The organism is Ancylobacter sp. G4_0304, from assembly GCF_047501495.1.
Lineage (GTDB): Bacteria > Pseudomonadota > Alphaproteobacteria > Rhizobiales > Xanthobacteraceae > Ancylobacter.
The window spans coordinates 1-21,407 of record NZ_JAZDRM010000011.1; the positions used below are offsets into that span (position 1 = coordinate 1).

Annotated in this window: 19 protein-coding genes and 2 pseudogenes; 11 read left to right on the forward strand and 10 right to left on the reverse strand. The window is 64.8% G+C overall.

Annotated features, from left to right (window positions below; all coding sequences use genetic code 11):
- Positions 1–238: MobA/MobL family protein (locus tag VRZ77_RS08140; RefSeq protein ID WP_414592170.1), on the reverse strand; the 238-nt coding region annotated here is incomplete at its 3' end.
- Positions 239–410: 172 nt separating this feature from the next.
- Here VRZ77_RS08140 and VRZ77_RS08145 point away from each other — a divergent pair.
- The 4 genes from VRZ77_RS08145 to VRZ77_RS08160 are packed head-to-tail and all read left to right on the forward strand — an operon-like array spanning position 411 to position 2,570.
- Complete coding sequence (locus VRZ77_RS08145) at positions 411–737, forward strand: conjugal transfer protein TraD (protein ID WP_414592171.1); 327 nt, start codon at positions 411–413, stop codon at positions 735–737.
- Between the two features lies 1 nt (position 738).
- Entirely contained in the window at positions 739–990 is a 252-nt protein-coding gene (locus VRZ77_RS08150) for a conjugal transfer protein TraD (RefSeq protein WP_414592172.1), read from the forward strand.
- A gap of 29 nt (positions 991–1,019) precedes the next feature.
- Entirely contained in the window at positions 1,020–1,160 is a 141-nt protein-coding gene (locus tag VRZ77_RS08155; RefSeq protein WP_414592173.1) for a hypothetical protein, read from the forward strand.
- 33 nt (positions 1,161–1,193) lie between these two features.
- Positions 1,194–2,570, forward strand: a complete 1,377-nt coding sequence (locus tag VRZ77_RS08160; RefSeq protein WP_414592174.1) for a transposase — start codon at positions 1,194–1,196, stop codon at positions 2,568–2,570.
- A 375-nt stretch (positions 2,571–2,945) separates the two neighbouring features.
- On the opposite strand, the gene cydB is transcribed toward VRZ77_RS08160, so the two are convergent.
- From cydB to VRZ77_RS08175, 3 genes are read right to left on the reverse strand one after another with little or no spacing between them, the layout of a single operon-like run.
- Positions 2,946–3,980, reverse strand: a complete 1,035-nt coding sequence (gene cydB / locus VRZ77_RS08165; RefSeq protein ID WP_414592175.1) for a cytochrome d ubiquinol oxidase subunit II — start codon at positions 3,978–3,980, stop codon at positions 2,946–2,948.
- 2 nt (positions 3,981–3,982) lie between these two features.
- On the reverse strand, positions 3,983–5,398 hold the full coding sequence (locus VRZ77_RS08170; protein WP_414592176.1) for a cytochrome ubiquinol oxidase subunit I: 1,416 nt from the start codon (positions 5,396–5,398) through the stop codon (positions 3,983–3,985).
- Position 5,399: 1 nt separating this feature from the next.
- On the reverse strand, positions 5,400–7,700 hold the full coding sequence (locus VRZ77_RS08175) for an FdhF/YdeP family oxidoreductase (RefSeq protein WP_414592177.1): 2,301 nt from the start codon (positions 7,698–7,700) through the stop codon (positions 5,400–5,402).
- A 376-nt stretch (positions 7,701–8,076) separates the two neighbouring features.
- Here VRZ77_RS08175 and VRZ77_RS08180 point away from each other — a divergent pair, with 376 nt between their 5' ends.
- The 5 genes and pseudogenes from VRZ77_RS08180 (at position 8,077) to VRZ77_RS08200 (ending at position 13,701) form a co-directional block, all read left to right on the forward strand.
- Positions 8,077–10,119: an FUSC family protein gene (locus VRZ77_RS08180; RefSeq protein WP_414592178.1), complete on the forward strand. Its 2,043-nt coding sequence runs from the start codon at positions 8,077–8,079 to the stop codon at positions 10,117–10,119.
- 13 nt (positions 10,120–10,132) lie between these two features.
- Entirely contained in the window at positions 10,133–10,339 is a 207-nt protein-coding gene (locus VRZ77_RS08185) for a DUF1656 domain-containing protein (RefSeq protein WP_414592179.1), read from the forward strand.
- Positions 10,336–11,292, forward strand: a complete 957-nt coding sequence (locus tag VRZ77_RS08190; protein WP_414592180.1) for an efflux RND transporter periplasmic adaptor subunit — start codon at positions 10,336–10,338, stop codon at positions 11,290–11,292. The genes VRZ77_RS08185 and VRZ77_RS08190 overlap by 4 nt, the downstream gene beginning before the upstream one ends.
- Positions 11,293–11,421: 129 nt before the next feature.
- Entirely contained in the window at positions 11,422–12,063 is a 642-nt protein-coding gene (locus tag VRZ77_RS08195) for a tyrosine-type recombinase/integrase (protein WP_414592181.1), read from the forward strand.
- A 208-nt stretch (positions 12,064–12,271) separates the two neighbouring features.
- Positions 12,272–13,701 (forward strand): annotated as a pseudogene (locus VRZ77_RS08200) (IS1182 family transposase).
- Positions 13,702–13,872: 171 nt separating this feature from the next.
- Here VRZ77_RS08200 and VRZ77_RS08205 read toward each other — a convergent pair.
- From VRZ77_RS08205 to VRZ77_RS08225, 5 genes are all read right to left on the reverse strand, one after another.
- Entirely contained in the window at positions 13,873–15,120 is a 1,248-nt protein-coding gene (locus VRZ77_RS08205) for a CapA family protein (RefSeq protein ID WP_414592182.1), read from the reverse strand.
- 80 nt (positions 15,121–15,200) lie between these two features.
- Positions 15,201–16,052 (reverse strand): transporter substrate-binding domain-containing protein, encoded by an 852-nt coding sequence (locus VRZ77_RS08210; RefSeq protein WP_414592183.1) that lies wholly within the window; start codon positions 16,050–16,052, stop codon positions 15,201–15,203.
- Positions 16,053–16,141: 89 nt separating this feature from the next.
- A complete protein-coding gene (locus VRZ77_RS08215) occupies positions 16,142–16,867 on the reverse strand; it encodes an ABC transporter permease (RefSeq protein ID WP_414592184.1) in 726 nt (241 codons plus the stop codon).
- A 10-nt stretch (positions 16,868–16,877) separates the two neighbouring features.
- Positions 16,878–17,537: an ABC transporter permease gene (locus VRZ77_RS08220; RefSeq protein ID WP_414592185.1), complete on the reverse strand. Its 660-nt coding sequence runs from the start codon at positions 17,535–17,537 to the stop codon at positions 16,878–16,880.
- A 13-nt stretch (positions 17,538–17,550) separates the two neighbouring features.
- Entirely contained in the window at positions 17,551–18,372 is an 822-nt protein-coding gene (locus VRZ77_RS08225; RefSeq protein ID WP_414592186.1) for an ATP-binding cassette domain-containing protein, read from the reverse strand.
- A gap of 273 nt (positions 18,373–18,645) precedes the next feature.
- On the opposite strand from VRZ77_RS08225, the pseudogene VRZ77_RS08230 reads away from it, so the two are divergent.
- Positions 18,646–19,530: pseudogene (locus VRZ77_RS08230) on the forward strand (LysR family transcriptional regulator); the annotation flags it as partial.
- 36 nt (positions 19,531–19,566) lie between these two features.
- Here VRZ77_RS08230 and VRZ77_RS08235 read toward each other — a convergent pair.
- On the reverse strand, positions 19,567–20,445 hold the full coding sequence (locus VRZ77_RS08235) for a LysR family transcriptional regulator (protein WP_414592187.1): 879 nt from the start codon (positions 20,443–20,445) through the stop codon (positions 19,567–19,569).
- Positions 20,446–20,569: 124 nt separating this feature from the next.
- Between VRZ77_RS08235 and VRZ77_RS08240 the strand changes: the two genes are divergently transcribed.
- Positions 20,570–21,403 (forward strand): transporter substrate-binding domain-containing protein, encoded by an 834-nt coding sequence (locus VRZ77_RS08240; protein WP_414592188.1) that lies wholly within the window; start codon positions 20,570–20,572, stop codon positions 21,401–21,403.
- Positions 21,404–21,407 lie beyond the last annotated feature (4 nt).

Genomic DNA, 21,407 nt, shown 5'->3' on the forward strand with positions numbered 1-21,407 from the left:
TGCGCAGCTCGAAGGCTTCGACATCGTTCCAGCGCCGTTCGCGGTCGCGCCACACCTCGGGCGCCCCGTCAGGCAGCAGCACTTCGGAATGCACGACACCGCGCTTGCTGGAGAAGTCCTGGACGCGGTCGATCCGGTCATCGCGCAGCCTTGAGGCCGAACGGTATGCCGCGGACGCCACCGCACTGGAGCCGGCCCTGCGGCCGATGACCTTGACGTGAAGATGATAGATCGCCATCGCGATCCGAACATCAGCACGGCGAAGCGCACGTCGGAACGACGTATAAACGCGCCCTCCCTCGAAAAAATCTCGGGAGCGACGAGGACATCCCAGTCTGTCCCGGCAACATTACAGCCTTACGGAAGTCGCTCAACTATCATCATTGCATCAACTGCTGATGGAGATGACCATGCGCAAGCCACGGGACTTCGACGCAGAGCTGAAGGCGCTTGAAGACAAGGCACGAGAGCTCAAGACCCGCAAGGTGCAGCAGCTCGGCGATCTGGTGATCGCGACCGGCGCGGACGCGCTCACGGCGGAGGAATTGGCCGGCGCGCTGCTCGTGCTGGCCGAGACCAAGGATCCTGGACGGAGGGAGGCGTGGGCGCGACGGGGCGCCGCGTTCTTTCACGGCAGGTCACGCCGAACTGCATCAGCGTCTCACCGCGACGTTGGTGGCGCTCAACCGCAACCGGGCGGCGCGCAACCGGCATCAGGGAGCGCAAGCACGGAATGATATGCGCACCTGGCAGGTCGAGCGCCGCAGGCGCACGCGGCATCTGATCGAGCTCGGTGGGCTTGTGGTCAAGTCGGGCATTCTCGAGCTCACTAGCGACGATCGCGCCATGATCTACGGCGCGCTGCTCTGCGTGGCCGACAAGCTAAGGAGCGGAGATGGCGATCGCGCGCGCAGCCTTTGGAAAGCGAGGGGAACGCAGGCGTTCGACAAGCATCACCGGCCCGAGGAGATGCATTGCACCCAAAGATAAATCGATTAGTCGTCCGGGATGTGCTGTGCGTGCTGGTCCGCTTCAATTCGGTGGAGCGCGGCACCGCGGGGTTAGCGGGCTACGAACGCTATTCCACTCAGGTTGATCTGCGTCGGAGTTTGACGGATTCCGTTGAAAAAGTCGGCGTTGCTGTCGGGCTGAAGTCCTGATTCAGTTGTCCTCGCGGATGGAGGGACGGGGCGATGATGGGCGAGCGGACCGGGGTGCAGGAGGCTCTGTTCTACGAGTTCAGCCTGGAGCGTCATGTTCCTGCCGGCCACCTCGTGCGGGCCATCGACGGATTTGTCGACCTTTCCGGCATCCGGGCGCACCTCAGGCCTTTCTACAGCGAGACCGGTCGGCCCTCGATCGACCCGGAGCTGATGATCCGGATGCTGCTCGTCGGCTATTGCTTCGGGATCCGCTCGGAACGGAGGCTGTGCGAGGAAGTCCACCTGAACCTTGCTTATCGCTGGTTTTGTCGCCTCGGGCTCGATGGCCGTGTGCCGGACCACTCGACCTTCTCCAAGAACCGTCATGGCCGTTTCCGCGACAGCGACCTTCTCCGGCATCTGTTCGAGACCGTGCTGCAGCGTTGCATCGCGGAGGGACTGGTCGGCGGAGAAGGGTTTGCCGTCGACGCCAGCCTGATCAAGGCCGAGGCCAGCCGGCAGAAAGGCGTCGAGGGCGAAGCAGGGCTATCACCCCAGGCGGCGGGACGCGCGGTCGAGGAATATCTCGCCGTGCTCGACGATGCAGCTTTCGGCGCGGCCACCGAAGTCACGCCAAAGCTCCTCTCGCCGGCAGATCCTGCTGCCCGCTGGACCGGCGCACATGGTGGCCAAGCCTTCTTCGCCTATTCCACCAACTATCTCTTCGATGTGGAGAACGCGATCATCGTCGACGTCGAGGCGACGACGGCTATCCGACAGGCCGAGGTTCTGGCGGCGAAACGCATGATCGAACGTTCGATGGACCGCTTCGACCTTTACCCGGCACGGCTGATGGGCGACAGCGCCTATGGCTCGGCGGAGATGCTTGCCTGGCTGGTCCATGAGCATGGCATCGAGCCGCACGTTCCGGTGTTCGACAAGTCGGGACGTCGTGACGGCACCTTCAGCCGAGCCGACTTCACCTACGACCGCGAGGCGGATGCCTATGTCTGTCCGGCCGGCAAGCTGCTGCGGCAGCGCCAGAAGGCCTATCGCGCACCCAAGCCCCTCGTCGATGAGGATGGCATGATGCGCTATCGTTCCAGCAAGCTGGATTGCGATGGCTGTGCCCTGAAGCCTCGCTGCTGCCCGCCCACGCCCGCCCGGAAAATACCCCGCTCGATCCACGAGGGCGCCCGCGACATGGCGAGGGCCATCGCCGGCACCGACGCCTATGTCACGTCGCGGCGGCAGCGCAAGAAGGTCGAGATGCTGTTCGCGCATCTCAAGCGCATCCTGAAGCTCGACCGCCTGCGCCTGCGAGGCCCGAACGGAGCTCGCGATGAGTTCCACCTCGCCGCGACCGCCCAGAACCTCCGGAAACTCGCCAAGCTCCTCCCGAGCGGACCGCAGACCAGCCCGGCATGACGGGAGAAGGCGTCCGATGGCGAAATCCGGCTTCGTGCCGGCACGCCTAACAAGCCGACTTTTTCAACGGAATCGACGCAAAAGGGGCCTCTCGACCGCCCTTTCCGGGACGTCGGCTTTGCGCCGCGATTTCGGCCATTGGTCTGGTAAAGTCCGCGGCTCAAAAGCGGACATTAGTGAGTGGGCATGTCGGCACCTTTGCGCCATACATGACATAGCGTGCGCAGCTGAAAAGAGACATTGAGGCGTGTGCTCCGAAGTCTACTTTGACTGAACTTTTTTTGGGGGGGCACACGCGATAACGACGTCGCGTAAAGCACTTACAGCCCGGAAACGCTGCGTATCCTCACGTCGAATGGCTGCGGCCGACCATCGTCAGCCGCCACTCCCGCCATAGGCGCTGGTTTCATGCTTGGTCTTGCCACGGAACACCCAGTAAGCATGAGCCTGATAGGCGAGGACGATCGGGATGATCACCGCGACGCCGACCGAAAGGAAAGCGAGAGACTGCGGGTCGGACAGCCCGTCCCACACCGTCACGTGGCGCGGCACGAGATAGGGCCAGAGGCTGACGATCAGCCCAATCAGTCCGAGCGCGAAGAGCGCGAGTGAAAGCAGGAAGGTGCGGGGTTGCGCACCGTCCCAGATGCCGCGCCAGAGCGCGACGATGACGGCGAGCGTCACCAGCGGCACCGGCGCGAGCAGCAGCAGATTGGGAAGGGCGAACCAGCGCGCCGCCACCTCCGGCACGCTCCACGCGCTCCAGGCGCTCACCAGCGCCATCATCGCGCCGGTGAGGATGAGCGCGGCATGGGCAATCTCGCGGGCGAAGACCTGCGTCGCGCCGTCGGTCTTCCAGATCAGCCAGCCGGCGCCGATCAGCGCATAGCCGCCGACAAGGCCGACCCCGCACAGGACGCCGAGCAGGTTGAGGAAGCTGAACGGCCCGCCGGCGAACATGCCATTCTCCACCGGCACGCCGGCAATCAGCCCGCCCAGGATCAGCCCCTGGCAGAAGGTGGCCAGCACGGAGCCCGCGAAGAAGGCGATGTCCCAGACCAGACGGAAGCGGGTCGCCTGCAGCCGGAAGCCGAACGCCACGCCGCGGAAGATCAGCGCGAACAGCATGAACATGATCGGCAGATAGAAAGCTGGCAGCAGGATGTAGTAGCCCGCCGGAAAAGCGGCGAAGAGCAGCGTGCCGCCCATCACCAGCCAGGTCTCGTTGCCGTCCCAAACCGGCTCGATCGAGGCCATCATCAGATCGCGGTCCTGATCGCGCGGCGCAAAGAGGAACAGGATGCCGACGCCGAGGTCGAGCCCGTCGGCGAGCACATAGACCGTGACGCAGAACACGGCGACGGCGGCGAAGAACAGCGGGACATAATCCGCCTGGAGAAGTTCGGTCATGGTCAGGCCCTCGCTGGGTCGGTGCCGCGCACGGGCGACGGGACGGGAGACGTGGTGAAGGCGCCGAGCGTGCTGCGCTCCATGCCGGGATGCTCACGCGTGACGGGCGAGCTATCGATCGGTCCCTTCAGAGCGACCCGGCCGGCGAACCAGACGAAGGCCAGCAGCAGCACATTGTAGACGGCGAAGAAGATCAGCAGGCTGGTCGTCACCGCCCCGGCCGCCACGGGCGCGGCCGCGTCCGCGGTGCGCAGCGCGCCATAGATGATCCAGGGCTGCCGCCCGGCCTCTGTCACGGTCCAGCCGGCCAGCACCGCAAGGAAGCCGAGCGGGGTTGTCGCCATCGTCACGTACTGAAACCAGCGTGCGGTGAACAGCCTGCCGCGCAGCCGCAGGATGAAACCGGTGATGGCGGTGGACAGCAGCACCACACCGATGCCGGCCATGATGCGGAAGGCGAAGAACACGATCGGCACATTGGGCTGGTCGGCCTCTGGCACTGCCTTCAGGCCTTGGACCTCGCCGTCCCAGCTATGGGTGAGGTACAGGCTGGCGAGGTGGGGAATCTCGATGGCGTAGAGATTCTTCTGCGCCTCCATGTCCGGCCAGGCGATCACGGTCATGGCGGGGCCTTTGGTGGTCTCCCACAGCCCTTCCATGGCGGCGAGCTTGGTCGGTTGCTCGACCATGGTGTTGCGCCCGTGCATGTCGCCGATGAAGATCTGCAGCGGCGCCAGCACCAGTGCCAGCCAGAGCGCCATGGAGAAGGCCTTGCGCGAGGCCGCGACGTGCTGGCCGCGCCAGAGATGGAACGCCGAGACGCCGGCGATCACGAAGGAGCAGGTCAGGAAGCTCGCGCACACCATATGGGCGAGGCGATAGGGGAAGGAGGCGGTGAAGATGACGTCCTGCCAGTTCACCACGTGATAGATGCCCTCGGCGTCGGCGACCGCGCCCGCCGGGGTCTGCATCCAGCTGTTTGCGGCAATGATCCAGGTGGAGGAAATCAGCGCGCCAACCGCCACCATCAGGCAGGCGAAGAAATGGGCGCCCTTCGAGACGCGTCCCTCGCCGAACAGCATGATGCCGATGAAGCCGGCCTCCAGAAAGAAGGCGGTCATGGTCTCATAGGCGAAGAGCGGCCCGAGCACATTGGCAACCGAGCGCGAGAAGCCGGCCCAGTTGGTGCCGATCTCGTAGCTCAGCACGATGCCGGTCACGACGCCCATGCCGAAGCCGAGCGCGAACAGCCGCATCCAGAAGCGCATCAGGTCGCGATAGACCGTGTTGCCGGTACGCCACCACAGGGCGCTGAGCACGGTGACGAACCAGGCGGTGCCGATGGTCAGCGTCGGCCACAATATGTGGAAGCCGATGGTGAAGGCGAATTGCAGACGGGAAAGGGCGACCGCGTCCATCTCACTGCGCTCCCTGCTGGGTGTTGGTCTTCACGAGGCGGACCGGCACCCCCTTCGACGACGGGGTGAAGCTTTGCGGATCGTGGGCGTAAAGCGGGACCAGCGGGTTGGTCTCGGGGTAATAGGCGGCGCAGCTGCCTTCCGGAAAGCTATAGGGCACGACCTTGAAGCCACGAACCGCGCGCTCGATGCCGTCCTGCGACAGGGTGAGGATGTCGACCCTGTCATCCGCCTTCAGGCCGCGCCGGTTCATCTCCGTCTCGTTGAGGAACAGCACGTCGCGCTGGCCGTACACGCCGCGATAGCGGTCCGAAAGCGAGTAAAGCGTGGTGTTGTACTGGTCGTGGCTGCGTACCGTGGTCAGCCATAGCGCGTCGGGATCATCGACCTTCGGATCCTCGCACAGCCCCTCGCACACCAGCAGATTGGCCTTGCCGGAAGGCGTCGCCCAGATGCGCTCGCGCGCCAGCGAGGTGAGGTGGAAGCCACCCGGCTCTTCGATCCGCGCGTTGTAGCCCTGGAAGATCGGGAATACCGCCTCGATGTCCTCGCGGATCAGCGAGTAGTCGGCGATCAGCTTCTCCCAGTTCACCTTGGAGCGGGCGCCCAGCGTCGCCCGCGCTATGCCCGCGATGATAGCCGGCTCGCTCTTCAGGTGCTCGGACGCCGGCCGGTTATGGCCGCGCGAGGCATGCACCATCGACATGGAATCCTCGACCGTGACCGCCTGCGGACCGCCGGCCTGCTCGTCAAGCTCGGTGCGGCCGAGGCAGGGCAGGATCAGCGCCTCGCGGCCATGAACGATGTGGCTGCGGTTCAGCTTGGTGGCGATGTGGACAGTGAGGTCGAGCCGGCGCATGGCGGCCTGTGTCTGCTCCCAGTCCGGGATCGCGGCCGAGAAATTGCCGCCCAGGCCGATGAAGACCTTGGCGTCACCGCGCACCATCGCCTCCAGCGCCGTGACCACGTTGTGGCCGAAGGCGCGCGGCGGCTTGAAGCCGAAGCGGGCTTCGATAGCGTCGAGCAGCGCATCGCTCGGCACCTCGGTGATACCGACGGTGCGGTCGCCCTGCACGTTTGAGTGGCCGCGCACCGGGCAGATGCCGGCGCCTTCGCGACCGATATTACCGCGGAGCAGCGCGAGGTTGGCCAGCTGCTGGACGTTCTTCGTGCCATGGCGGTGCTGGGTGATGCCCATCCCGAAGACGATGATCGCCCGCTCGGCCTTCATGTAGGCCTCGGCGGCGACCGCGATATCGGCCCGCGCGATGCCGGATTTACGTTCGATATCGGCCCATTGCGTTGCCTTCAGATCGGCGATCAGCGCGTCGATGCCGATGGTGTGGCCGTGGATGAAATCCCAGTCCAGCACCGGCCCACGCCCTTCCGCGCGGGCAGCCTCGTCCGCTTCGACCATCAGCTTCATCATGCCCTTGATGAGCGCGACATCGCCGCCGACCCGGACCTGAAACAGGCGCTGGGAGATTGGCGTCGAGGTGAGGGTCGCCATCTCCACGGGGTTCTGCGGCGCCTGGAAGCGCTCCAGCGCCCGCTCGCGGAACGGGTTGAACGACATGATGGTGGCGCCGCGCTTTGATGCGTTGCGCAGATCCGTCATCATGCGGGGCGAGTTGGTGCCGGGGTTCTGGCCGAAGATGAAGATGGCGTCGGCCTTCTCGAAATCCTCCAGCAGCACGGTTCCCTTGCCGACGCCGAGCGACTGCGGCAGGCCGACGCTGGTAGCCTCGTGGCACATGTTGGAGCAGTCGGGGAAATTGTTGGTGCCGTATTCGCGGGCAAACAACTGGTAGAGGAAAGCGGCCTCATTGGAGGCGCGGCCGGAGGTGTAGAAGTCCGCCATATTGGGATCGGGCAGCGCGTTGAGATGCCGCGCGACGATGGCGAAGGCGTCGTCCCAGCTCACCGGGACATAGCGGTCGCTGTAGGGATCGTAACGCATCGGATGCGTCAGCCGTCCCTGCATCTCCAGCTCGAAATCGGTGAAGGCCTCCAGCTCCGAAACGGTGTAGGCGGCGAAGAACTCCGGCGTGCAGCGCTTTGTGGTCGCCTCCCACGCCACGGCCTTGCCGCCATTCTCGCAATACTCAAACGGCGAGGGATTTTTCGGATCGGCCCAGCCGCAACCTGGGCAGTCAAAGCCGCCATGCTGGTTCATGCGCGAGAGCGTCGCCATGCCGGAAATGGCGATGTCCTGCTCGGCAAGGGCGGTGCCCATCGCCTTGAGGGCGCCCCAGCCGCCGGCCGGCTCATGATAGGGACGAATGGTCTTCACGATGCCCATAGGGGTCTCCTGTCGCACGTGGCTTGAGGGATCGGCCGGAAGGTCAAATCCGGATGGGGACCGCCGCGCTTGGGAACAGCTCTCAGCAAACCCGACGTCATCTAAAGACGAGGGCGTTCGCGGATAAATGATCTGAGGATATGCCGTGGGCACACTTAGGTATTAAGGCGTCGCACCATCGGGCGACCTTGGTCACCGGCAGAGATCGAGCGCAACGCGTGGACCCGAAGAGCGGTGGCGAAGGCCGTCCGCGTCCGCGCTGACGGTACGACATACCAAAGTGCGATGGTAAGGCACGGGCGTATAATTTCGCCGCCTCGCGGCCTGCCTATGCTGGCCTCGCAACCCCTGCATACGACATCGGCGCGAGATCATTATGAGCGGCGTATACGACGCACACGCCAAAACCTTGCCCAGCCCACTCGCGCCTTTCCAGGTCGTTTGGGCGCGGATCAGCCTTCTCGGCCCGCGTTTCCTGTTCGGGTTTCGCCTGGCCGCATCGGTCTGTCTGGCGCTCTACGTCACCTATTTTCTGGAACTTCAGAACTCGTTCTGGGCGGCGACGACCGCTGCCATCGTCTGCCAGCCCAGCCTCGGCGCCTCGCTGCAGAAGGCGCGCTACCGTGTGGTCGGCACCATCGTCGGCGCGCTGGTGATGGTGGCGCTGTTCGCGATGTTCCCGCAGCAGCGGAATTCACTGCTGCTCGGTCTCGCGCTGTGGTGCGGCATCTGCGGGTTTGCGGTGGTGATGCTGCGCAACTTTGCGTCCTATGCCGCCGCACTGTCGGGCATCACGGCGACGATCATCTTCGCCGACTCGCTGACCGATCCGAATTCGGCGTTCTTCCTCGCGGTCATCCGCGCGAGCGAAATCTGCATCGGTATCTTGGCGGCCGGGTTCGTCTTCATGCTCACCGATTTCGGGGCAGCAAGCCGGCAGCTCAAGCAGACGCTGTCGCTGACGGCGGACCAGCTGGCAAAGAGTTTCATCGGGACGCTGGCACTGAGGAAAGAGACGCCGGAGCTGCAGGCTTCGCGCCGCTCCGCTGTGCGTGCACTGGGGCCACTCAATGTGCAGATCGACGCCGCCATCGGCGAATCTGCCTATCTGCGCTCACGCGCGGGCAATCTTCGCTGCATGCTCGATGCGCTGGTGAGTGCGCTGGTCGCCTGGCACAATCTCAGCAACCACATCGTCCGGCGCCCCGATGACGAGAGTCCCGTCAGCCGCACGGTGGTCCCGCTGCTCCAGAGCATCGATCTCTCGCAGATCAACCATTCTCCGGAGGCGGCGCAACGTCGCTGCCGGGAGGTCGTGACGCAGATTCGCTCCATCCCGACCTTCGATGCCACCGGCTGTCTCGTGGTCGATGCCTCCCGCGATGTCGCTTTGGCCGTGTCCGGGCTGGTTGACGGCGTGGTGCTGCTTGACCGCCGGAAGAGCGAGCGCATCGCCCGACGAGCCCAGCCCCTCATTCTGACCGACCTGCTTCCGGCGGTGCTGAACGGGCTGCGCGTCTTCTTGGCGGTGCTCGGCACGGCCATCTTCTGGGTGGCGTCCGCGTGGCCAAACGGTTCCTTCGCCATTGTGTTCGCCGCTGCAGCCACGCTGATTTTCGGTTCGTTCGGCGATCTGGCACGCCCGCTCTCAAGGGATTACGCCATCGGCGCCGGGGTGATGGTCGCCATTGGCAGCGTCCTCTACTTCGCCGTCCTGCCGTCCATTTCCAGCTTTCCCGCGCTCATCGCGGTCCTTGGCACACTGTTCTTTGTCATCGGCACCATGCAGGCCGGCCCGTGGCACAGCGTCATGTTCCTCGCCATGTCGGTCGTCTCGCTCCCCATTCTGGGAGTGGCGAACCCGATTTCCTACAGCGCCGCCGCCTATTTCAATCTCGCCTTGGCGGTGCTGATTGGGACCATCATCGGCAGCCTGTTCTTCGTCCTCATGCCGGTTATCCCGCCGGGGACCCGCGCGCGCCGTCTGCTGGCCCTGTCACTACGTGATTTCCGCCGGCTGTCGCTCGGCACGCGAGGCGCCGACGAGCGGCGCTGGACCGCGCTAATGAGTCGGCGCATCGAGGCGCTGCCGTCGCAGACGACGCCGGAGGAGGCGGGCGGTATGATGGCGCTGCTCGCGCTGGGGCAGGCGGTCATCCATCTGCGAAACACCCTGACTGGTCCGTCCCAGGCCCTACTGTCCCGCGGGCTCGACGCTCTCGCCGGAGGGCGCCTCGACGCGGCCCGCGAGAGTTTCGACGCACTGCTGCATAGCCCCCTGCCGGGCCGCGCCCATGTCGGCCACCCGGCGCGCGTGCGGGCAGCGGTGGCCGTGATCCTCGACGCTATCGAACTGAATGCTGTGCTGCTCACCGCAAAGGTCGAGACGCGCCAGCTCTTCCTTTTGTCCTTCCGTTGAGAAAGCCGCGCACGTGTACACGGAGATCAACATTTTCGGGGTCTATGTCGCGCCCTTCGCCGTGATGATGCTCGCGGCGTGGCTGGTGACCATGCCGCTGAGCCTTGTCGTTGATCGCCTCGGCATTTCCCGCAGGGTCTGGCACCCCGGTCTCTTCAACCTCTGCCTTTACGTCATCGTCCTGTCCCTCATCGTGCTGCTCGCGGGTATACGCCAATGACTTCCATCGATCCGGCCGAGGACCGGCCCTCTCTTCTTCGCTCCGCGGTGCCCATGTTGCTGACGCTGTGCGCGCTCATAGCCGCAGGCCTGTGCGGATGGTGGATGTGGCAGGCCTATATGGAGGCGCCGTGGACCCGCGATGGCACGGTGCGTGCCTATGTGGTTACGGTCACGCCGCAGGTGTCGGGGCGCATTGTCGAGCTTCCGATCAAGGACGATCGGTTCGTCCATAAGGGCGATCTGATCGCCGTCATCGAGCCGGATGACTACCAGATCGCGCTCGCCAACGCGGAAGCCGCCGTCGCGCGCGCCGCGTCGGACCGCGACAACAAGCAGGCTCAGGCGCAGAGGCGCGCCGAGCTTACCGCTATCGCGGTGTCCAAGGAGGAGCAGCAGAGCTATGAGGCCGTCGCCGATATGGCGGTGGCGGCCTATCAGCAGGCGCTCGCCAATCGCGATCAAGCCAAGCTCAATCTCAGCCGCACGCGCATCGTCTCGCCTGTGAATGGCTATGTCACCAATCTTCTGGCGCAGGCCGGCGATTATGCGACGAGCGGCCAGCGTATGCTGTCCATCGTCGACAGCGACAGTTTCTGGGTCGACGGCTATTTCGAGGAATCGGTGCTGAACCGAATTCGCGTCGGCGACACTGCCCGCGTCTCACTCATGGCCTATCCAGAAACGCTGACGGGACACGTCACCGGCATCGGACGCGGTATCGCCATATCGAATACCCAGCCCGACGACACGGGCCTCGCGACGGTCAATCCGATCTTCACCTGGGTCCGCCTGGCGCAGCGCGTGCCGGTCCGGGTGGTTCTGGATCAGGTGCCGCCCTCGGTCACGCTTGCGGCGGGCCTGACGGCAACGGTGTCGATCACCGGTCCTGTTGCCTCGACGGGCGCCGGGAACCCGTCTCCGTCCGAAGCATCGCAAGGCCCGCCTCGTTAGCGACCTCTCCGAGATGTGCCAAATGCCTCGCGCGCGAGATGCTGCCCAGCGGCGATACGCCGCTTCCAGATCTCTCCCGCGGCGCTCCTTCCTCGTCGTCCAAAACAAACTGATCGAGAAGGCAAAGCCATGAAAGTCCTCACCGACAAGATCCTCTCGGAATCCGCCTATACCGCCGAGATCGACGTTCCCTTCGAGAAGGTCGACATCGCCGAGTGGCTATTCAGCCTGCCGGAAGCGGAATATCTGCGCTGCTGCCCGCCGGATCATATCGGCTCCGGTGTCACCACCACTGATGACGGCCGCCGCATGGTGATCAATGTCGAGATGATCGGCACCGGCCTCGTCATCCAGCACTACATCGCCGAAGAAGCGAGGCCGGATTATTGCCGGATGAACTCGATCTCCGATGTGTTTACCCCGGTCGGCCGCACGCAGGTGAACGTGCTCTGGGAGCTCGCTTGGCTCGAACGCCGTGGTGGCAGTATCGACGACTACGCGTTCCCGAGCCGGGTTAACCACGAAGGGCACCTCAGTACTCGACAGTACGCGCGATTGGTCGATGAATGGGTTACGGCGATTGGACTGCGCCCCGAGGAATACGGAACGCATTCGCTCCGCCGCACCAAGGCCCCCCTGATCTACAAGGCTACCGGCAATCTCCGAGCTATTCAGATTTTGCTTGGACAAACCAAAATCGAAAACACCGTTCGATACCTCGGTGTCGATATCGATGATGCGCTTACGCTTGCCGAGACAACGGAAATCTGACCCGCGCGGCCTCGCTAAACATGGCGAGGCCGCGTTCAGCAACGCGCCGCCATTTCGGCCAATAAGACTGACATCGGCAGTGTGTCGGCTGCATAACGGCGACTATCTGCACGGCGGCAGCCAAAACCGACCGGTCCGCTTACGGCCCGAGGCTGTGTGAAAACCCCTGATTATGCTAGGTTTAGGCACTGTTTCGGGGGGGGGCCAGATGGGACGTTTTGTCGAGGCTGCCGACCATCATCAGGCGAGCTTGCTGCCCGCTTGTTTGGAGGACTATGTCGATCCCGACAATCCGGTCCGCATCATCGATGCCTTTGTCGATGAACTCGATCTTGCCGAGCTCGGTTTTGCCCGCGTGCAGCCCGCATCGACCGGCAGGCCCGGCTACGCGCCGGGCACGATGCTCAAGCTTTATGTCTATGGATACCTGCATCAGCTGACCTCGAGCCGGAAGCTGGAGCGCGAGGCAGGCCGCAACATCGAACTGATTTGGCTGACAGGCAAGCTGGCACCCGACTTCAAGACGATCGCGGACTTCCGCCATGACAATGCCAGCGCGATCCAGATCGCGTGCCAGCGCTTCGTTGCAATCTGCCGTGCCCTTGGCCTGGTCGGTGGTGGCATGGTCGCGATCGACGGATCACGCCTGCGCGCGGTGAACACGCACGAGAAGAACTATACCAAGGGGAAGCTTGCGCGGCGCAAGGCCCATGTCGAGGAGAGCATCGCGCGCTATCTCGCCGAGCTTGAGGAGACCGACAGGGCGGAGACCGGCCCGGCGACGCCCCGCATCGCGCACCTGACCGAGCGACTGGCGTCGCTGCGCGGGCGCCTTGGCGAACTCGAGGCGATCGGCCGGCAGCTGGAAGCCTCCCCCGATGAGCAGATATCGCTGACCGATCCGGATGCCCGCGCCATGGCAACCGGCAGCGATCATCGCGGCGTGGTCGGTTACAATGTTCAGGCGGCCGTCGATACCCGGCACCACATCGTCGTCGCCAATGCGGTGACCAACCGCGGTCACGACCGCTCGCATCTGCTCGAGATGGCCACAGCCGCCCAGGCCGAGACCGGTGCTACTGAGATGATCGCCCTGGCAGATCGTGGATACTATGAGGGCGAGCAGATCCGCGCCTGCGCCGAAGCTGGCAGGTGCCCAAGCCCAACACATCGCCGGCTCAGGCGCGCGGCTTCTGGGGCAAGGCTATGTTCGTGTATGAGCCGCAGACCGACACCTATCGCTGCCCGGCCGATCAACAGCTGCAGAAACGCTTTGCCCGGGTGGAGGGCGACAAGCTCATCAGCGTCTACTTCAACCAGAAGGCCTGCCGCGCCTGCCCGTCGCGTCCGCTGTGCACGGCCGGCAAGGAGAAGCGCATCCGACGATGGGAGCACGAAGCGGTGCTCGATGCCATGGAGCGCAGGCTTCAAGCGATGCCCGAAGCCATGGCGGTCCGCCGCTGTACCGTCGAGCACGTCTTCGGCACCATCAAGGGCTGGATGGGTGCGACCCACTTCCGAACGCGCGGCCTCAAGCATGTCGCCACCGAAGCCAGCCTGGCGATCCTGGCCTACAACATGAAGCGCGCCATTGCCGTCGCCGGCGTGGCCTCTACCCTCAAGGCGATAGCCGGGTGACCGGAGCCGACGCGCGCCATGAAAACGGAGCTTGGCCGATCAACTGCGCAGCGTTCTCACACAGTCTCGGCCCCAACCCGGCCATTCGTCGCAGCCGCAGCGGACCTCCGTTCCTGGCGCGAGATCGACGTTTCTTGTTTCGCGGCAGCGGACCAGTGAAGGCCCCGTCGGTCATACTGCCGGCAGGGCAGAAGCTGCCGTGATCCGTCCGCGTTTTGCGTCGACCTCGGTTCCGTAGGGGGCCGAGCGCTGTTTAAGATCACTCAGGATCGAGTGCGCCAGATCGCCCTGCACCGGGATCGGCAGCAATCGGTTGTGATAGTCGTCGGCGCCGAGCCGCTTCTCCCCGCCGAGGACCACGGGGAGAAGATCAATGGCCGCTACCCTCCCATCGCCGTCGAAGTGGCAGGTGGCGACCACGCTTTTCCACACCTCGGGCGGGCTCCATTCTGTCTGCCCCTCCTTCAGGTGAAACAGGAAGTTGCCGAGGCCGTAGAAAAGCGGCGCGCCCCTATAGATCTCGATCGCCTGCAGCACGGGAGCGCCATGGCCGACGAAGGCGCCGGCGCCCGCATCGACGCAGCGATGCGCGAAATCGACGACCCACGCCGGCACGTTCTGCCAGCTCGGCTCCCAGTGATGCTGGTGCAGATAGGCGATCACGAAGGCGCCGCCGGCCGCGGCGCGGCGTATCGCGTCGAGCTGAAGGCAGGCACTGTCCTCGTCCACGACGATGCGGCGGCACGGCGCGGCGGCCTCGCGGAAGATCGTGCCCCAGAAGTCGATGTCATCCGCCGCGACCGAGGGACGGTCATTGGGCTGCGCGTAATTCGCCCGTTCCAGCGGTGAACTCTCGAACAGGCGCTGGATCTCCCGCAGGGGTTCGATCCGGGCGGGGTCCAGCTCGAAAATCCGCTTCACGCGCAGCCGGTTCACGCCGGGGCGCGCCGGGCGATCCCTGCCCGCGTCGTCGGCATACATGTTGTCCGGACCGGGGCCCGCATCCATCGCCACCAGCGCGACCTCGCGCCCGCCCAGTTGCGCGATGCCGGCGCTCTCGGCGTCGGCCCGGTCGATGCCGATCCCCGCGTGCAGGAAGCCGCGCGAGCCGACCTCTTCCAGCGTCGACAGGATGCCGGAAGGGCCGAGATCGAAGGCGTGGTTGTTCGACAACGACAGCACGTTGAAGCCGATGGCCTTCAACGCATCGAGCACGTCGGGGCCGGACGAGCCGAAATAGAACCCCTTAAGCGGCCAGCCCTGGTGCCGGCCGTAGATGCAGCCCTCGAAATTGGTGAAGGCGACATCGGCGCGCCGCAGGGTTTCGACCACGCGGTCGAAACCGGGCTCGGCAGCTTCCCGCACATCGTGATGGATGAGCGACTGGCCCGTCACGGCGAGGGTGAACGGCTTGGACATGACACGGTGTTCTTTCAAAGGAGGACGGCGGGGAGGAAGGCGGCGACGCCAGCAACGCATCGCCGCTCGTCCGCGGTGGGCTACTTCGGCGGCGACATGTCCATGCCGAACCACTTCTCGGTCAGGGCCTTGATGGCTCCGTCTTCATTGGCGCTCGCAATCGCCTTGTCGAAAGCGGCCTTCAACTGCGGATCGGTCTTGCGGATGCCGATGCCGGCACCAGGCCCCCACGGGCCGCCATTGAGCATGGGTCCGTAGAATTCGGCCACGTCGCCATCCTTGCTCTCAAGGAAGGTCTTCAGGACGAAGAAGTCCGCCAGCGTGCCGTCGACCCGGCCGGCAGCGACGTCCATGGTCATGTTCTCGTTGGTGTCGTAGCTGCGTATGGTCGCGACCTTGCCGAACAACTCGTTCACCACGACCTCGGAGTTGGACGACCGCAGCACGCCCAGAGTCCGCCCGCTCAGCGCGGTGCGCAGCGTGTCGATGGTCGCCTGCTTGGACGCGTCCATCTGGGTGAGGTTCAGCTTCGCCTTGGCATCGGTCGGCGGCAGGCCGAGACCCTTGCGCATCACGATCTGGTTGAAGCCCACCGCATAGGGCGTCGAGAAATCGATCGTCTTCTTCCGTTTCTCGGTGATCGACATGCCGCCCATGATGGCGTCGTACTTGCCGACCGTGAGGGCAGGAATGATGCCGTCCCAGTCCTGCGCGACGAAGGTGCAGGTCGCGCCCATGCGGCGGCACAGCTCATAGCCGAGATCGACATCGAAACCGATCAGCTTGCCGGTGGAGTCGGTGGAGTTCCAGGGCGGCGAGGAGCCCTCGGTCGCGATGGTGACTTTCATCGGTTCCTGCGCGAACGCGGGCGCCAGCCCCATCGTGGCGGCGAGGGCAAAGGGAAGGGCAAGGGCAAGCATGAGCTTTTTCATCTGTGTCTCCTCTGGAAAGGCATGCGGGGGCGTGCCGCCGAGCGCGCGGCGGTGGGTTCGGTGGATGGTGGCAGCGACGGCGTAGCCGGTCAGAGCGCCTGCCGCAGCTTCAGCAGCCACGGGCGGCGCGCCTTGTCCGGGGGCGCGCCCGAGAGATGGAGTTCGATGAGGTTGAACAGCCGCGAGGTCAGGAAGGTCAGGCCGAGATAGATCGCGCCGGCGGCGATGAAGACCTCGTAGGGCGCGAAGGTCTCCGAAACCAGCTTTCGCGCCAATCCCGTGATCTCCAGCAGCGTGACCGTGCTGGCGAGGGAGCTTGCCTTGATCATGCCGACCACTTCGTTGGCATAGGAGGGCAGCACGGTGCGGAAGGCGAGCGGGAACACGATCCGCAGGCGGATCTTGGTGGGCGACAGGCCGATTGCCTGCGCCGCCTCGACGAGGCCCGGCGGCACGGACTGGATGCCGCCCCGGAACACTTCGATCGTGTACGCCGCGCTGTTCAGCGAGAACGCCAGCAGTGCGCAATAGAACGGATCGCGGAACAGCAGCCAGAGGAAGCTTTCGCGCACGAAGGCGATCTGGCCGAGCCCGTAATAGATCAGGAACAGCTGCACCAGCAGCGGCGTGCCGCGAAAGACATAGGTATAGGCGAGTACCGGCCACGACAGCCATGGCGAGCGCGAGGCCCGCATGAAGGCCAGCGGCACGGACAGTACGAAGCCGATGAGGAGCGACAGGATGGTCAGTTCCAGAGTCAGCACGACGCCGCCCAGCAGGGTCTCGATGCTCTCGATGATGAGGGCGATATCCATGGCGTAACCCTCAATGTACCGGGGCGAGCACGCGCCGCTCGACAAGGCGGAACGTGAGCAACGAAACGCTGGTGAGCATCAGGTAGAGCGCCGACGCCGCGAGATAGAAGGTCAGCGGATCGCGCATCGACCCGGAACCGACGACCGCGACTCGCATGATGTCGGAAAGGCCGACGATCGAGATCAGCGACGTGTCCTTGAGCAGCGAAATCCAGAGATTGCAGAAGGCCGGAAGCGCGATCCGCGCCATCTGCGGCAGGATCACCAGCAGCCATGTCTGCCAGGGCGCCAAGCCGATCGACAGCGCGGCTTCGGTCTGTCCGCGTGGAATGGCCTGTATCGCGCCCCTGAAAATCTCCGTGGCGTAGGCGCCGAACACCACCGTGAGGCTGAAGACCCCCGCCCAAAGCGCACTGACCTCGACATAGGAGCCGACCAGCGCGGTGAGCGCGGCGGTGCCGCCGAAATAGACGAGGAGAATGACCAGCAGCTCCGGCACGCCGCGCACGATGGTGGTGTAGGCATCCGCGATCATCCGCAGCACCCGGAAGCGCGACAGCTTCGCCGCCGAGCCGGCAAGCCCCACCAGCATGCCAAAAGTGCCGCTGATGGCCGCCACCAGCACCGTCGTCTCCAGCCCGCGCAGGAACTGCTCCTGAAAACCGCCCATCGCCAGCATCTCCTCAACAGACCGGATCGAGAAAACGGCGCAGCCCCGCGGAGACCGGCCGCGCCAGCACCTCGTCGGGAGGCCCCTCCTCCTCGATCCTCCCGCCCTGCATGAAGGCGACGCGGCTGGACACCTCCCGGGCGAAGGAAAGCTCGTGAGTGACGAGGATCATGGTCCGCCCCTCTTCCGCGAGCGCGCGGATCGTGCGCAGCACTTCGCCGGTCAGCTCCGGGTCGAGCGAGGAGGTCGGCTCGTCGAACAGCAGTACCTCCGGCTCCATGGCGAGCGCGCGGGCAATGGCGACGCGTTGCTGCTGGCCGCCGGACAGGTGGCGGGGATAATGGTCGCGTCGCTCGATCAGCCCCACCTTGCGCAGATAGTGTTCGGCGCGCTCGGTGGCGGCCCGGCGCGTCAGTCCACGCACATGGACCGGCCCTTCCGTAACGTTCTCCAGCGCGGTCTTGTGCGGCCAGAGATTGAAGCTCTGGAACACCATGCCGAGCGACGCCCGCACGCGACGCGCCTGCCGCGCATCGCCGATGCGCGCGCCGTTCTGGCCGATCGGCCGCCGGATATCGAGCTTCTCGTCGCGGAACCAGATCTCGCCGCTATCCGGCACTTCGAGCAGGTTGAGACAGCGCAACAAGGTGCTCTTGCCCGAGCCGCTGGCACCCAGCACCGAGATGACCTCGTGCGGAAAAGCCGCGAGACTCACCCCGCGCAGCACCGGATGCGTCCCCAGCGTCTTGTGCACATTCTCGGCGCGCAGGGAGGCGGTCCCGGCCCCTTGCCCGCGAGGCGCGTGTTCCGAATGAATGTCGATCGCTGTGTGCATCTTGCGTCCGGCCCCGGGCACCGCGTTCGCTCGCCTCAGGGAGCGAGGCGGCCGGCACGAGGCCCGTGAAGCGGCCGGCGTGGTCAGAAAACAACCCTGCCTATATCGGCGTCAATTTATAAGCTGAGAATAATTTCGATAAGCGTCGCTTATCATCTACCGTCTTGTAAATGCTGGATAGGGCTAAATCTCAGCTGGTCGACCGCCGCCGTGTTGCACTTTTTGCTTAAGTCACGATTATGCCTTTCATCCTTCCACGCGAAAGCCGATAACGTGCCGGACCAGCCCAGCGCCGACGTCAAACTGCGTCAGTTGCAGATCCTGCGGGAGGTTCTGCGCACAGGATCGGCCCGCTATGCCGCGCGGCTGTTGAAGGTCAGCCAGCCGGCCGTCAGCCAGCACATTAAGCAGCTGGAGGCGACGCTTGGCTTTCCGCTGTTCTTACGCGAGAAGAACCGGCTGGTGCCAACCCATCAGGCATGGGAACTGCTCCGCGACATCGAGGTCGCCTTCGCCAGCCTCGACAAGGTCGGAAAGTCGATCGCCGCGCTGAAGGGCGAGGAACCCACGGCGGTGGGGCTCGCGGCGCCGGGCATCTTTTGCTTCGAACTGCTCCCACGCGCACTTGGCGCCCTGCGCGCGCACTATCCCGGCTGTTCGGTGCACCTGCATTCAGGCAGCTACCCGCAGACCGCCGAGCATGTCCTCAACGGGCGCGCCGATATCGGCCTCTCCCGCCTCCCGCTCGACGGAAATGTGTTCGAGTGGCGCCCGGTCGCGACCGCCCGCAACGTCTGCCTGATCTATCCCGGACATCGCTTCGAGCAGAAGGACCTGGTGGTCGCCGAGGATCTGGTCTCCGAGGCGCTTATCGACATCGATCCGCAGTTCTCGGCCCATCAGATGAACGTCAACTCGCTGCGCTACATGGGCGTCGAGCCCAACATCGCCGTGGAGTTCGACGCAACCGGGCACGATGCCGGCTTTGTGGCCGCCGGCATCGGCGTGTCCGTCACAAATGAAGTCATCGCGCGCGAATATCGCCGCTTCGGCCTGATCACGCGACCGTTCGAGCCGAGCGCGGTCTATCATTACGTCGTGTTCTGGCGGCGCGGCTATAAGCTGAACGAGCGCCAGCAGTGTCTCGCGGACGAGCTGGCGCGCAGCTTTGCTGCTCCGCCGCCGCGAACGGGGTCAACGCAACGCGCCGACCTCCCGCCCCGCCTCCTCCCGCAACAAGGCGAGGAAAGCCTCCGCCTCCCGCGAGGCGCCGCTGCGCCGGGTGAAGGCGCCGATGTGCCGGTGGAACGCCGCCTCCCCGAGCGAGAAGACCCGGACACGCTCTGACGCTGCACCGAGATCGGAATGAGGGATCAGCGCAACTCCCATGCCCTCGCTGACAAGCGCAATCATCGTATCGAGATAGTTGATCCAGATATTGTCGGCGACAACGGTGCCCGTCCGCTCCAGAAAAGCGTCGATCCGGCGACCACTGATGGTCGATCGGTCGTAGCGCAGCAGCGGCCGCCCGATCATCGCCTCGCGCCAGTCGGCGGCCTCCACCGCCGCCGGCGCGATGAGCACGAAGGGCTTCGTCAGCAAATGGTGCCACACGACGTTGCCGGGCAACTCACCGGAAGGCTGGATCATCACCGCCAAATCCAGCTCCTCGCGCTCAACCTGCCCGAGCAGGTCGTCTTCGCCGCGCATGGAGCGCAGGGTCACATTGGGGAATACCCGATGGAACGCCAGCATGCTGCGCGCGACGAGCCCACTATGCAGCGAGGCAACCGTGCCCACGCGCAAGGTGGTGCGGATTTCGGAAACCGCATGGCGCCGGCGCATCTCTGCGACCAGCGACACGACCTGATCGGCCAGCGGCACCAGATCCTGCCCCTCGGCGTTCAGCGTCGCGGAGCGGCCCGTCCGGAAGAACAGGCGATAGCCGACAAAGTCCTCCAGCCGGCGGATCTGCTCGCTGACCGCCGACTGCGTCAGCCCTATGCGCTCGCCGGCCTCGGTGAAGGTGCCGTAGCGCACGGCCGCCAGGAAGGTCTCGATTTCGCGCAGCATCTCCGCCACCTCCCATGCAGGACTATTCCGAGCATCGGAATCTGCGATGCTTAGCGACGGGATTATTCGTTTTCCGATCGCACTGCAACATGGTCTTCTTTCCCCATAACCAGAGGGAAAAACCATGTTTCATCGTATGTCCCGCCTCGCGGGAGGTCTGGTCGCGCTCGCTATGAGCCTTGGCCTGAACGCAGCCTCCGCTCAGGAATCCCGGCTCGATACCATCGTCAAGCGCGATAAGGTGATCGTCGCCGTCTCGTCCACGGCCCGACCGAACGGCTTCATCGACGAGAATGGCAAGCTGACCGGCTTCGAGGTCGAGTTCGCGCGGCTGATGGCCAAGGCGCTGCTCGGCGATCCCGACAAGATCGAGCTGATGACCACCACCGTCGATGGCCGCTTCCCCGCCGTGCTGTCCGGCAAGGCGGATTTCGGCATCTCCACCGCCACCATCTATCCCGACCGCGCGGTGCGCCTCGCCTTCACCCGGCCCTACATCGATTCCAGCACGCTGGTCGTGGTGCCCAAGGGCTCGCCGATCAAGACACTGGCGGACCTCGACAATGAGAACGTGGTGTTCGGCTCGACCAACAGCGCGGCCATGGTCGACCGCGCCAAGAAATACGCCCCGAAGGCCAAGGCCATCTTCTTCGACACCGACAGCGCGGCCGCGCTGGCGCTGAAGAGCGGCCGCTCGACCGCCTGGCAGGCGGATTCGGCGGCGGTCAATTTCTTCGTCGGGCACAATGGCGATGAGTTCGTGGTGCTCGACGGCTCGCTCGGCACCATCAACAACAACGCCATCTTCATGAAGCCCGGCGACTTCCCGCTCTGGCTGGCGCTCGACACCATCGTGCGCGAATACGTCAACGGCTCGCGCTACGGCGAATATGCGGCGCTCTACAAGACGTGGTTCGGCAAGGAGCCGCCGCCGCAGCGGCCGTTCAACCAGAACTGACGGC